Source organism: Thermoprotei archaeon, assembly GCA_038881895.1.
Classification (GTDB): Archaea; Thermoproteota; Thermoprotei; order Gearchaeales; family WAQG01; genus JAVZOV01.
Genome location: JAVZOV010000001.1, coordinates 243,642 through 257,547, shown reverse-complemented (window position 1 = coordinate 257,547; position 13,906 = coordinate 243,642). Strand labels below are relative to the sequence as shown.

Genomic DNA, 13,906 nt, shown 5'->3' with positions numbered 1-13,906 from the left:
GATCAAGTATGAACTCCAGCAAGAATGATACACAGACTGTAACTATTAGGCATGGAATTATGGGAGGTCTTCTTTCACGAATTGTTAAACGTTTTACAGGATGGCGTACAGGTTTTATGATAAGTGGCCTTATAATAATCCTAATGTTTACCATTATGGCTGTTACAGCTCCACTATTAACATCATATGATCCCACTAAAGGATCATCTGATGTTCTTCAATCACCATATTATCCACACATATTAGGTACGGATAACCTAGGTCGTGATATATTCTCTAGGATTGTTTATGGAGCCCGCACAATCTTATCAATACTTCTATTATCGACAATGATCTCAATGACAATAGGTATGCCATTAGGATTAATTTCAGGTTTCCTTAGTGGTATTGTGGATCGTATGCTTTCAATAGTCATGGATAGTATTTATGCATTTCCTAGTTTATTACTAGCTATAGTAGTTGCACTAATGCTTGGGCCTAGTCCTTTAAATACAGCAATTTCTATCGCTTTTGTCTACATTCCTACTTATTATAGAATGATTAGAGGACAAACACTATCAATAAAAGCACAACTTTACATTGAAGCAGCATTAGCGTCCGGAATTAGAACAAGAAGAATCTTACTAAAACATATACTTCCTAACCTTCTACCCACACTTGTAGTAATTTTTTCTTTAAGCGCAGCAGATGCTATTCTAACAGAAGCAGGACTCAGCTATTTAGGTTATTCAGTAGTACCTCCAACTCCTGACTGGGGGTATGATCTTTACGTTGGGCGCGAATATGTATTATCTGGTTACTGGTGGCTTAGTTTCTTTCCTGGTTTGATGGTAGTATTACTTTCAGTTGGATTCGCCTTAATTGGTGAAGCATTAAGTGATATATACAATCCGAGGAGATGACACATGCCAGAATTACTTAAAATCAATAACCTAAGAGCATATTATTATACACTAAGAGGCATAGTCAAGGCCGTAGATGGAATCTCACTAGCGTTAAACAGAAATGAATTCATGAGTATTGTCGGTGAATCTGGATGTGGAAAAAGTACACTTGCACACGCTATTCCTAGACTCTTACGACCACCAGGTAAAATAGTAGATGGTGACATCATTTTAGAAAACGAGAATTTAACAAAAATGAATGAGGAAAAAATACGCAAAGTAAGGGGAAGAAAAATAGGTTTTGTTTTTCAAGATCCTTTCACATCATTGGATCCTCTTGTCCGTATTGGTGATCAAATCACTGAAGTATTTGTTGAACATGGTATAACTAATAAAGATGATGCTAAAGAAAAAGCTATGAAACTTCTTGAGGAAGTAGGGATGCCTCCTGATAGATATAAATATTATCCGCATCAATTGAGTGGAGGACAGAGACAAAGAGCCGCAATAGCTATTGCAATAGCATTAAACCCAGTATTGTTAATTGCGGATGAACCAACTACTGCATTAGATGTTATCGTACAAGACCTTATCATGGATCTCATGCAAAGCCTCATAAACAAAGGTATGTCAATAATGTTAATAACACACGATATTGCATTAGCAGCAGAGAGAAGTAACAAAATAGCTATTATGTATGCAGGTGAAGTTGTTGAGTTAGGAGAGACTAAAAAGATAACAAACGAACCACTACATCCATACACTTCCGGATTATTATCCTCGGTACCGGATTTATGGAGCGAAAAAGAAGTAAAATCAATACCAGGAAACCCTCCAGACCTTATAGTACCACCCAGTGGTTGCAGATTCCATCCAAGGTGCCCATACGTTATGCCTTTATGCAAAGAGAAAAGTCCTCCTAAAATTAATGTTGATGGAAGAGAAGTAGCATGCTGGCTTTATTCAGGAGGAAAACAACATGAGTGAAGTAATAAAGGTTGAAAACTTAACAAAATACTTTCCAGTCGAACAAACACTCATAGAGAAATTGCGCAGACAAAACGTCTTCGTAAAAGCCGTCGATGGAATAAACTTTTCAGTTAACACAAGTGAAATACTAGCCCTCGTAGGTGAATCTGGCTGCGGAAAAACTACTACAGGTAGACTAGTGATTAGATTAATCGAACCAACGAAAGGTAAAATCTTCTTCAATAATAATGACATAACTTTCATTAAAGGAGGAAAAATAAGGGAACTTAGAAAGGACCTGCAAATCATATTTCAAGATCCTTATGCATCACTTAATCCTAGAATGAAAATAGGTGATATAATTGCAGAACCTTTAATCGAACATGGTTTAAGCAAATGGAGCGAAGCAAAACAAACTACAATGAGCATGCTAAAACGGGTTGGTCTTATACCTCCAGAAGTTTTTTATGTAAAATATCCGCATCAATTGAGTGGAGGACAGAGACAAAGAGTTGCGATTGCACGAGCCATGATACTAAAACCAAAATTTGTAGTTGCAGACGAACCAGTATCGATGATAGATGTATCATTAAGAATATCAATCCTTGAATTATTAATCAGCTTTAAGAAAGAATACAAGACATCACTATTACTAATCACACACGACCTCGGAATTGCCTCAATAATAGCAGAACGCACAGCAGTAATGTACCTAGGAAAAATTATGGAAATTGGACCAACTAAAGAAATAATAAGCAAGCCGGCACACCCATACACTATTGGATTATTATCATCAATACCATCACTGAGAAAACGTATAAAGAAGTTAACAATAACAGGTGAAATAGCAGACCCAAAAAATCCACCTAGCGGCTGTAGATTTCACCCTAGATGCCCCTTCGCAACCGGCAAATGCAAAAAAGAAGAACCACCACTCATAAAAGTTAATGAAAACCATTTCTCTGCTTGCCATTATTCATTAGAAATAATGCAACAATATTCACCATAATTATTTTAGTAATTCTTTCAATATTCTATCAATCTTAATAACTTCATCATAAATTCAGCAGAAAAGCATACGGTTTTAACCATGAATTATCAATGAGCTTAAATATAATTACATGAGCTTTGTAAGAAAGTCTACGGTTTAAACCGTGGGATGAATTGTTGAGAAGCTTAAATAAATGCTGTCCATATTTTAAGCAAGTCACTCTCACGCAGGCCATGGACTAGATTGATACAGCTCGGACTCGGTACAATGAAAACCTTAAGCAGAGAAACAAAGAATCTCCTACTTCAACAGGGAGTAATACCAATTACATATGGTCTAACCAATAACTAAGAACAAAGATAACACAATATATATACAAAGTACAAATTGTTAGCATATACAATTATTTTGAAATTTATTACCATTAATGAATGATAATAAAAATAGAATTATAGATTAAGATCCCTAATCACAGATAATAAAACTTTTTGAGGGATTTCAATCTCACTGTGCATTTCTGGATGCTCTATGATAATACTCATTCTCTTCGCACTTTTTATAATATTTAGATCACTTGGATTAAACTTAAATTTTAAATAATGAATGCTTCTTGTAGTTTCTTTACTTTTTTCAGGATATATAGGTTCACCGTTTATCTTCTTCTCATCTACCTTCAAACCTATAGAATTCTCTATTCCCTTGAATTTGGGTAGTAAGGTCCTCATTTCTTCTTCATTATAAATATTTATGAAAACAGTTAAGCTTATTTCATTAGAATTAGGAACTATTGGTTCATAAGTATTAATTACCTTCATAATATCCTCAGGACGTTGAAGATAATCTAAATAAATCGTTTCTTGAATCTGATGCTTTACTGTTTCTCTATTCTCGAACAAAAAACTGAGACGTTCTCCATAATCAATTCGTCTTGATTTTTTTAATTCAGCGATATCTTTTATTCTCTTGATTCTTACTTTTTCATATTTTTCAGGAGTAAGAAACTCATCAACACTGTAGATATTCATCAGTTACACCAGTTAATGAACCAACACTTCATCTTCTATCTCAGTCTTAACACCCTTCGATTTCTGTAATTCTTCTAAAGCCTCATCGAATCGTCGGGAATGATATCGTTCAACCTTAGCCAGTGTCTCGAACCATTCAGAAATATCATCGAACCCCTCATCCCTAGCAACCTTCGCAAAACCTGGATACATCTGAGTCCACTCATAAGTTTCACCCTGTATAGCAGCCCTCAACGCGTCCTCAATAGTATTAATATCTGTACCAACTACTGGATCGGATTTAAGAAAATTCATGTGACCAAAAGCATGACCAGTTTCAGCATCAGCTGTCTTCTTAAAAACTTCAGCAATATCCTTTAGACCCAAATTTTCTGCAAGCCTAGCATAGTAAAGGTATCTCCTATTAGCCATTGATTCTCCCTGAAAACCTGCTTTAAGATTTTCATAAGTTTTGCTATTCTTAAGTGACTTCTCAACCATAAGTCTCACAATAAACAGCTATACAACGATGAATATAAATCTTTGTGTTTTATGATAATCTAAATCATAACTATCTCAAAACAAATTTTATTTTTATCTTAACTAAGAATTAGACATGTCTCAAAAATATTCCACAAAACTTAGTTAGATCTCAGGTCTTTGTACAAAAACTCAAAAATCGATAGTAAAATAGCTTTATATTTTAGATCACAGAGATTTGTATATAAATCATGTAATTTAAATTAATATATAACTTAAAAATCTTAGAAAAGTTTATATTCAACAAATTTTATCTATATTAGTGGTGATAATAAAATGACAGAAAGTAAATGGGCTAATAGATGGATATGGGCATCCATAATTAATGGACTGTTCGCAACAATTTGGACCTTATACTTCTTTGGACCAGTACAACCAACACCATCACCTAGTAGGGTTATTGCAGGCGGCAGCGCTGGTACATGGTTATTTGTTGGTTACATTAGTTACATAGTTGTAGGGGTTTTAGCAACAGCGATTACTGCATTATTCTACTATTACATAGAAGTTATTCTCAATAAACCGTTTTCAGGAATTACTAGCATATTCGCATGGCTTCATTTGATTTTAGGGAACATCGGTGTTATCGGAGCAACATGGCTTATGATGATAGCTGGATACCAAGGAGGCGCAGCGCTCTTACCTACAGCAGTTGGCGGTGGCGGTTTAACTATTGCACAAGTTCATGAACTTGTGCTAGCGCCATACCCATACATGATAGAACCCTTCATATTAATGGTAGCTGCCGGAGCCTTACTGGGAGGACTAGCATACGTAATCAATTGGAAAGGAAAAACTAAATAAAAATTTATTTAACTTTTTTTATTATTTTTACGTGATTTGAATGAGCAATTCAGTTAACAAAAATGTGAATTCTTTGTTATACAAAAGGTTTACAACGTTAGCTATTATTAACTCAATAATAGCTGTTTTTTGGACTTTACTTTTCATATTACCGATTAATTTATCTCAAACTTTACAAAGAATTTTAGTAGGTGGAGGACCTGGTGTCTGGCTTATCATTGGGTATATACTTTTTATAGCTATTGGATGTCTAGGTTTCATAGGACTTGCAGTTATTACGTTAAATATAAACCAACCAACAAGGATCATGAACTTTCTTTTAAGCATCGGAATTGTAATGCTCTATGTTGGAACCTTAGGTTCTACATTAGGTTTAGGAATAGCTGGATCGCTGGGGGGTTATTCATCTACAATTTTACATGAACCTACGTCCGTAACTGCGTCAATACTCGAACCACTTGTGACTCCGATACAAATATTCTCATTAATAGCAATTATTGGTGCACTTATATTAATGATCGGATTTTTAATGGTTGGAATTCATGAAAACAAACGAATTCATACTTAAATTTTTGTTTATAGTAATATTATCTATAATACTCCTAGCATACACGATGTACGTATTGAACAATACAAATTCTGATTGGGAATTTTATCTAAAAGGTTCATGGGCTTTGGGTGTAGTAATTCCAAATGGAGCTAAATTAGAAGATGGCACAATTGTTAGGTGGTCAGAAGTAAAAAATATTACAGCCATAATTAAATTACCTCAAATAATTGAGACCGACGGAGTAATTTACATAGTATTATCTGCAATGACACAATCAAAAACAATCCTTCAAGTGGCCATAGGTATAGAACCGAACCGTACTACATGGCTAACATATGCAATGATAGTTACAAATATTTCTTCAGGAGCAAACTACACGTGGATAACAGAACGTGGTCCACCATCCATGAATAATAATGACCTGATCATTATTTCTATATACTTATCTTTACACCAAAACAAATATATCTGGTCATATAAAATACACGACATTACTACGAACGTAAGTTACATTGGTCTCTTAATCAATGATAATAGTCAAGCCTTTATGGATGGTGAGCAGGAGGTAATAGCACTAGAATCATATACCAAAAATGAGCACATCTTCATGAGCATGGGAAACATAACACTCTACGCCTTATTCCTAAACAATAAGAGAGTTGTAGGTGGATGGTACTTTTATGATGGATGGGATTGGACAAAACATCCGCTCTTTGTAATAGGTTCCATACAAGTTCCTAATTATATATCAATAAGTAGCGACAACAACACCATTTACTGGAGATACAACCCAGTAACATGGGGCACACCAACAATAACTACCACAAAAACCACAGACGTTTATACCAATCCGAATAAAATGAATGACTCTTAAGAAACAGCTAGAGGGTATGGATCGAGTTTATCTTGATTGAGAAGGGTGTATGTGCTTGTGAGAGAGACAACTCTGAGAAGCCCAAGAAATACACATGTTCATTCACAACCCAAAACCTCTGTTCATATCCCTGCTTTCGCATCCGTAAAACATGATTTTTATTTTCTAAATATTCAGTCAAATCCTTTAATTTTGGTCCAATAATTATTATTAAAAAATTAGAATCTCATAATCCTTAACATTACACACTTTTAGTTGTTCAAACAGTCATCGTGCGTGATTGTATATCACCAATAATTTTGTCATTGATTTAAATTACTGTAAGAATAAATTTTTGATGGAAGAACTGCGAATTAACTAGAAAACATTCGATTAATGAAAATGTGAGATTTTCAAGATTATTTGACAAAATGGAAAAATGCAGAACGCTCTCTAACAAAACAAAAAGCCATAAGAGCATTTAAAGCTTAAAGATTGATAGAACTGCAAAATCTGTAACTTATAAAGTAATAAATGTAACATTGTTTTAAAAAAGTTTATAAGTTTTGTCTTATACTGTAAGCTTTGAGGAAACATGTCATGGAAAAAAGCAATTTCTAGAAGCGCAACAATAGGAATAATTGTCGTAATTATCATTATTATTATAGGAGCCACATACATGTTATTTTATGGAGGCGCCCCTACGACAACTACAACAACCACACCTGCAACCACAACAACTACGACAACCACGACAACAACACCCCCCAAGCCTCTAGTAATTGGTGTTACTGATAAGGTGACAGATATTGATCCAGCAAGCGCTTATGACTTTTATACATGGGAAGTATTGAATAATATAATGGCTGGTCTTGTAACATATAGGCCTGGAACAGCTGACATTCAATTAGCGTTAGCTTCAGGTTATACAATACAGAATAATGGATTAACTTATGTATTCACACTTCGAGATAATTTAAAGTTCTCCGATGGATCACCCCTCACAGCACAAGATTTTGTCAGATCAATAAACAGAGTTATAAAGATTAACGCTCCTGAAGGTCCTGTGTGGCTCATTACTAGTTTTGTAAATAATGTAACTGCTCCAGATCCTAAGACTGTTGTCTTTAACCTTAAACAGCCAGTCTCCTATTTCTTAGCATTATTAGCCACACCTCCATATTTTGCAGTAAGTCCAAAATATAACCCAAACGCAGTCGATCCTGACCAAACTGCTGGCGGAGCAGGAGCTTACAGAATTACAAAATGGGTAAGGGACCAAGAACTCGACCTCGAAGCTAACCCTTACTTCTATAACGGTACAGCCTATATCAGTAAAGTGATAATCAGGTTCTATAAAGATGCAACCTCTTTAAGAGCTGCCCTGGAAAGCGGTGAAATTGACATTGCATGGAGAACATTAAACCCGATAGATATAATGAACTTGAAATCTAACACTAACTTTAACGTAATCCAAGTCCCAGGCGCTTTCATCAGATACATAATATTTAACACACAAACATCCCCCGTCAATAATGTATTGGTTAGGCGAGCATTAGCTGCAGCAATTAACAGAACAGACTTAGCGCAGAGAGTTTACACAGGTATTGTAACACCACTTTATAGCTTAGTTCCAATAGGCATGTGGAGCTACACTCCAGTGTTCAAACAATATGGAGATGGTAATATAACATACGCAGAACAACTACTTACACAAGCTGGATACTCGACCTACAATAAGTTAAGCGTTGATTTGTGGTATACTCCATCACACTACGGATCAACTGAAGCAGGTCTAGCTCAAGTATTAAAAGAGCAATGGGAGAACACTGGAATGATCTCAGTTAATATAAAGAGCGCAGAATGGAGTACTTATGTAAGGCAAGCATCGAACGGAACAATGATGATGAGCCTCTTCGGTTGGTATCCAGATTATTTAGATCCAGATGATTACTTAACACCATTCCTACACAGTGAAGCCAACACATGGACTGGGTCTCACTATAGCAATGCTACAGTAAACCAACTCCTCACGCAGGCACAAAGCTTAACAGATATCTCACAGCGAACACAGATTTATCAAAGAGTTCAAAAGATGCTTGCCGCTGATGTGCCATTTATACCATTAGTTCAAGGACAACTTACCGTAGTAACGAAAAAAGGCATTTCCGGAATTATCTTAGGACCAGATATGCTGTTCAGATACTGGCTAATAAGATGGGGTTAAACAATCCAACTAAAAATCTTTATTTTTTTATCATATCATAAACATTAAATCAAGATGCAAGACTAATCCAGTAATGAATATATAGTTGAAGCAATACAATGTCCAATCCTGTACAGGTTAAATTTAAGAATGATAATATTTATTTGTTACCGCGTAGTTCTAGTCTCATGCTAGATGTAATAACTGTTATGTTAATATCATTGTTTGCAGGTTTCTTAGGTGCTTTAACAGGATTAGGTGGTGGTGCAATAGTAATTCCTGTCCTTACTCTCTTAGGCGTTCCTCTTAAATATGCCATAGCAAACAGCATGATAACAATCATAGCAACTTCTAGTGGTTCCGCAGCAGCATATGTAAGGGAGAAGTTAACTAACATTAAAGTTGCAATGTACTTAGAAATATTTACCGTAAGCGGTGCAATCACAGGTGCAATCATAACACTTCTAATACCAAGTAAATACCTTTACTTCTTCTTCGCTGCTTTTCTTCTCACATCATTTTACGGCATCAGAAAAAAGACTCACAGCAATGTCCACGAGAACATGATACAAGATAAATTTTCTAAATGGCTCCAACTTGAAGGGTCGTACTATGATGAAAACTTAAAGAAAGAAATCAATTACAAAATTATTAAGGCATATCTAGGCGGGCCTGCTATGATGATTGCAGGATTAGCTGCAGGTATGCTTGGAATAGGAGCGGGTGCTTTCAAAGTATCAATACATGAACTAATACTTAGGATGCCGTGGTCAACAGTTTTGGAATAGATAGGTTTAAATATTTGTTTAACTCTATTAACTCTTTGATGGAAAAAGAACTACTTAGACCAAAAGATGTTGCAAAGAAGTTCGGTATCTCAGTTAAAACGCTCTGGAAGTGGCAGAGGAAAGGCATTATTAGGACTGTTAAACTTCCAACTGGTAAGCTCCGCTACCCGAGGAGCGAAGTTGAGAGATTATGGAAGCAGTTAAGAGCTACAGGATCCCAGTAGATGTTCCAAAAGATTTAATCGAGGAATACTTCAAAGCTAAGCAGAAGGCTTTAGACGCAATATTCTCGCACGTTAAGATTTCTAAGAAGGCTCACCTTAACTTGAAAGCTGAAGATAGGAAAAGACTTAGAGATGAGTTGCTGAAAGACTGGAGGTTTTCAAAGCATTACGTTGATTCAGCAATAAACTCCGTTATCGGATTGGTTAAGGGCTGGATAACGCTCTACAATAGGGGGAAAGCTGAAGGTAAGCCTGAGATAACTAAAAAAACCGTTTACATTAAGAGCACACTTTTCAGCTTCAGAGATGGTATACTGAGGGTAAGCATTGAGCCTAATAAGCGGTATCTTGAGGTTGACTTAAGAAAGTACGACTGGATTCCAAGAGACTTTGATAAAGTCGGTGGGCTACTTATGACTGAGAAGGAGCTGATAATTACGGTTAAGAAGAGGGTTGAGCCCAAGGCTGAGAAGTGGGTATCATTTGACGTTAACTTAACGAACATAACGGCGTTCATAGGTGGCGAGATCAAGCGCTATGACTTAAGAGAGCTCTACCATATTCACAGAACCTATGAAACTAAACTGCAGAGGATACAAAAGTTATCTAAGATTAAGCCCAATACATCAAAGAGACTATTAGAGAAGTACTCTAAGCGTGAGAAGAATAGAGCCAAAGACTTCATGCACAAACTAACCACGCACATTGCGGGGGAGCTCAAGGAGAAGGATTGCGGAGCAATACTTGAAAACCTGAAAGGTATAAAGGGGCGAATTCTTAATGGCTCAAGGAAAAATAACAGAAAGCTCTCAAAGTGGAACGCAAGAACATTCCAACTCATGCTCGAATACAAGCTGAAGTGGCTTGATTTACCAGTGAAATACGTTAACCCAGCCAACTCGTCTAAAACCTGCCCAGTCTGCTCAGGAAGCATGGCTTCCTATCTGGGCAGGATAATGAGGTGCGAAGAATGCGGACTAACAATGGATAGGGATGTTGTAGCGGTGTTAAACCTTCAGATGCGGGGAATTGGGTTCTCCCCGAGAGCCCTCAACGAATTAATCGAGGGGGAAGGGTTAAGTAGGAATGAAAATAGCAATTCACTATGCATTCCTACTTAACTCAGAACCCATCTAAGGTATCAAGTTCTACAAGTAACTTCATCATAGGCATGACAGCGCTAGCCGGTTCCACAGTATTCATAGCATCAGGGCTAATTGCAGTAACCTTAGCTGCACCAATGGCAGTAGGAACAACAGTAGGATCACTAATAGGATCAAGGATACTCCCAAAAATGAAAGACAAAACAATCAGGGTACTCTTTTTAATAATCCTTGTATACCTAATCATTCAAATGCTCTATAAAGGGGTTACATCATTATGAAAAAGATTGACCTAGAAACTATCATAGGTTATATATTAACAATAGGAGTAATAACATCGTTAATAATGGAATCACTAGGCCTTACGATGTATATAATAGATAAAGGAACAACACATATAGATTTAAATGATGAAGAGACACACATAAAATTTCAAGACTTTTTCATATATTTATCGAATATAGTACTATCAATATTTCGCAAATTTAATTATATCAACATCATGGCACTTGGGCTGGCAGTACTTATGTTGACACCATACCTCAGAGTTGTAGCGTCAGTACTCTATTTTATATTTACCCATAATTACAAATATGTCATAATAACGTTAATCGTCCTTATCATATTAACACTAAGCCTAATCATTCATTAGTTTTATAACTCAAATTCCTACATTCAAACATACCTTCAATCAAAAACACTCCAAGAAGTTTTACGTGTCTTAATAATCAATATTCAAAGAATTAAATCAACAAAAATAGAGTGAGATGAGACAAGTGTTCCAATGAGCAGTAAGATCAATGAACATCTTAGAAGCAAGAATCTCATGGTTAAAGACATAAAGAGTGCTAAGTAAATAACAATTTATATTTTTAAATAGAAGCTGTTTTTATCTTAAATTCATGGAGAAACAAACTAGTGCAAAATTACTAATGTATATGGAAGCGCTCTTTAGTGGCTTTTACGTAGCTATTACTAGAAGTTTATTTATACCAATGCTTGCATATCAGAATTACTCCGTAAATCTTTTATCATATGTTAGCCTGGCTGCGGCTTTTCTTAGCATCCTTATCTCATATTTGATCCATGCTAAATCTAACATATTTGCTGGTAATGTTAAGATCAAGTTAATAGTAATGCATGCTATTGAACGGTTCCTCTGGATGTCCCTTCCATTTATGATAAATTCTCCTGAAAATCTCTCCATAATGTATGCATTAGCGCAAGCTATCACAATTCCAGTTGGAATTCTCTTAAATTTAGCCTTGTTTTTAAGCTTCAAAGATAACGAACTTATAGATGTTAACGTAGTGAGATCATCAGTCGGATCAGTATCCTCAATATTAGGCAGTCTATTCATCATTTACATAACAGCTACTGTTAAACCCCCAGAGAGTTATTATATAGCATACATATATGGTTCACTAACAGGTTTAATAGCATCAATCTCTTTATTCTTTTACTCATCCAACATGCTATACTTCGATCCACAACAACAATTTAAGGCGAAAACAGAAGAAATTGAAGCCAGAAGAGTCAATATCTTCATAATGCTCACTTTAGCCCTAGCAGGCGCGAACTTAATCGGCCTAGGATGGGCCCCTTTACTAAAAGACAGAGGTGCTCCATTGTATCTAGTCACCGCATTAAGCTTAGCTGGTAGCCTAGGTGGTATCATAGGTCCTTACCTATGGAAAGGTTTCAAAAGTTACACCTATGCAATGATCCTTAACACTTTCTTCACACTATTGCTATTCTTTACACCGTGGCCCTTGGCACACTTAGGCTACTCAGCAATCTTATCAATGACGTTTGTTGGATTCAACTTCATTGCATTATCACTCTACTCCAAGTATATTCACTCGTTAGGCATAATCGAGGCATCAGTTCTACTCACAGCATCAAACTCTGTAGGACTCTTAATAGCATCAGCTACAGGCTTTTACATAAATGACCTATTTCTTCTATTCCTACTTGCCTCAATATTCAAGCTATCAGCACTCATAATACCCTTACTGGCGATACCTGAATCAGCTATCATCCCAACCGAAACAGCCTATGGTTACAGCAGACTTATATACTCCATAGGAGTCATGGGTTATACATTCACTATGGAAACCTCCAAACGAGCAATCAAGCTCTTCGTGCAATCACTAGCGTTAACAATATTAATAATTATACTCTACTTTATATATCGCATAGCGATTATCATAGGACTGGGTGGTTAACAATGCCGACAACGTTAGAAGAACTAAAATCTATACTCGACACAATAATTTCAGAACTCGTAACATACTTTCCCAGAATAACACTATCGATAATTACACTCATAATAATACTCCTATTAATCAAACTCATAAACACACTAATTAAATGGACAATCAAAGTCTTCAACCTCGAAAGTCTCATCAAAGACGTATTCCCTAAGAACCTACGCATATCACTAACCACACTAATAACAGTATTAGCCGACCTAGGATTAGTGCTGGCCGGAATTGCAATAATAGGCAGGTTACTCATCATCAATCAACCCGAACTATACACGAGCATAATCCTATACACCTCCAGAATAATCAGTATAATCATAATAATACTGATATTTGCAATCGGACTAGATGCATTCATGAAACACATACAAATAGAAAGAAAACTTGAAAACGTGTTCGCACTAATCACCCTATTACTATTAATCATAGTATTGATTGACCTAACAGCATTCAGCCCAGAAATAAAATATGCAATCAGCCTAGGCATATCGATAGGCTTAGGACTAAGCATTGGTATCTTCACATTCTGGCTACTCTTTAGAGACTACATAGAAACACACAAAAAACAATAAACCACAACTCGATCCTGTCAAAATATTACACATCTACTAACCAACTCTCATACTTGCGTGAATAAAATTTTGAAGCATTATTCTTTACATATAGTTCGACAAGAAAGCCTAAAACTTTTTCTGGGATGAATTGTCGATAAGTTCAAATGTA

Annotated in this window: 16 protein-coding genes; 14 read left to right on the top strand and 2 right to left on the bottom strand. The window is 35.9% G+C overall.

Translation table 11 applies throughout. From position 1 onward, the window contains the following. Positions 1-59: 59 nt before the first annotated feature. From QW128_01365 to QW128_01355, 3 genes are read left to right on the top strand one after another with little or no spacing between them, the layout of a single operon-like run. Positions 60-902 (top strand): ABC transporter permease, encoded by an 843-nt coding sequence (locus tag QW128_01365; protein MEM3832235.1) that lies wholly within the window; start codon positions 60-62, stop codon positions 900-902. 3 nt (positions 903-905) lie between these two features. Next, complete coding sequence (locus QW128_01360; protein ID MEM3832234.1) at positions 906-1,871, top strand: ABC transporter ATP-binding protein; 966 nt, start codon at positions 906-908, stop codon at positions 1,869-1,871. Next, positions 1,864-2,862, top strand: a complete 999-nt coding sequence (locus QW128_01355) for an ABC transporter ATP-binding protein (GenBank protein ID MEM3832233.1) — start codon at positions 1,864-1,866, stop codon at positions 2,860-2,862. The genes QW128_01360 and QW128_01355 overlap by 8 nt, the downstream gene beginning before the upstream one ends. 431 nt (positions 2,863-3,293) lie before the next feature. Here the strand turns inward: QW128_01355 and QW128_01350 are convergent, their stop codons facing one another. Beyond that, a complete protein-coding gene (locus tag QW128_01350; protein MEM3832232.1) occupies positions 3,294-3,869 on the bottom strand; it encodes a DUF3501 family protein in 576 nt (191 codons plus the stop codon). 12 nt (positions 3,870-3,881) lie between these two features. Further along, positions 3,882-4,349: a rubrerythrin family protein gene (locus QW128_01345; protein ID MEM3832231.1), complete on the bottom strand. Its 468-nt coding sequence runs from the start codon at positions 4,347-4,349 to the stop codon at positions 3,882-3,884. 315 nt (positions 4,350-4,664) lie between these two features. On the opposite strand from QW128_01345, the gene QW128_01340 reads away from it, so the two are divergent. The 11 genes from QW128_01340 (at position 4,665) to QW128_01290 (ending at position 13,755) form a co-directional block, all read left to right on the top strand. Continuing rightward, positions 4,665-5,192 carry a hypothetical protein gene (locus tag QW128_01340; GenBank protein ID MEM3832230.1) on the top strand — a complete coding sequence of 176 codons (528 nt, stop codon included), beginning with the start codon at positions 4,665-4,667 and terminating at the stop codon, positions 5,190-5,192. Between the two features lie 40 nt (positions 5,193-5,232). Further along, complete coding sequence (locus tag QW128_01335; protein ID MEM3832229.1) at positions 5,233-5,760, top strand: hypothetical protein; 528 nt, start codon at positions 5,233-5,235, stop codon at positions 5,758-5,760. Continuing rightward, a complete protein-coding gene (locus QW128_01330) occupies positions 5,735-6,616 on the top strand; it encodes a hypothetical protein (protein ID MEM3832228.1) in 882 nt (293 codons plus the stop codon). The genes QW128_01335 and QW128_01330 overlap by 26 nt, the downstream gene beginning before the upstream one ends. Before the next feature lie 574 nt (positions 6,617-7,190). Next, positions 7,191-8,822 carry an ABC transporter substrate-binding protein gene (locus QW128_01325; protein MEM3832227.1) on the top strand — a complete coding sequence of 544 codons (1,632 nt, stop codon included), beginning with the start codon at positions 7,191-7,193 and terminating at the stop codon, positions 8,820-8,822. 167 nt (positions 8,823-8,989) lie between these two features. Continuing rightward, the gene (locus QW128_01320; protein MEM3832226.1) at positions 8,990-9,589 is read left to right on the top strand and encodes a sulfite exporter TauE/SafE family protein; all 600 of its coding nucleotides are present in this window, start codon (positions 8,990-8,992) and stop codon (positions 9,587-9,589) included. A 38-nt stretch (positions 9,590-9,627) separates the two neighbouring features. Further along, entirely contained in the window at positions 9,628-9,813 is a 186-nt protein-coding gene (locus tag QW128_01315) for a helix-turn-helix domain-containing protein (protein ID MEM3832225.1), read from the top strand. Next, the gene (locus tag QW128_01310; protein ID MEM3832224.1) at positions 9,780-10,934 is read left to right on the top strand and encodes a transposase; all 1,155 of its coding nucleotides are present in this window, start codon (positions 9,780-9,782) and stop codon (positions 10,932-10,934) included. The genes QW128_01315 and QW128_01310 overlap by 34 nt, the downstream gene beginning before the upstream one ends. Continuing rightward, complete coding sequence (locus QW128_01305; GenBank protein ID MEM3832223.1) at positions 10,919-11,197, top strand: sulfite exporter TauE/SafE family protein; 279 nt, start codon at positions 10,919-10,921, stop codon at positions 11,195-11,197. Before QW128_01310 ends, QW128_01305 begins: the two co-directional genes overlap by 16 nt. Continuing rightward, positions 11,194-11,568 (top strand): DUF1634 domain-containing protein, encoded by a 375-nt coding sequence (locus QW128_01300; GenBank protein MEM3832222.1) that lies wholly within the window; start codon positions 11,194-11,196, stop codon positions 11,566-11,568. The genes QW128_01305 and QW128_01300 overlap by 4 nt, the downstream gene beginning before the upstream one ends. A 250-nt stretch (positions 11,569-11,818) precedes the next feature. Further along, a complete protein-coding gene (locus QW128_01295) occupies positions 11,819-13,144 on the top strand; it encodes a hypothetical protein (protein MEM3832221.1) in 1,326 nt (441 codons plus the stop codon). Between the two features lie 2 nt (positions 13,145-13,146). Further along, positions 13,147-13,755 (top strand): hypothetical protein, encoded by a 609-nt coding sequence (locus QW128_01290; GenBank protein ID MEM3832220.1) that lies wholly within the window; start codon positions 13,147-13,149, stop codon positions 13,753-13,755. The last annotated feature ends 151 nt before the right edge of the window (positions 13,756-13,906 follow it).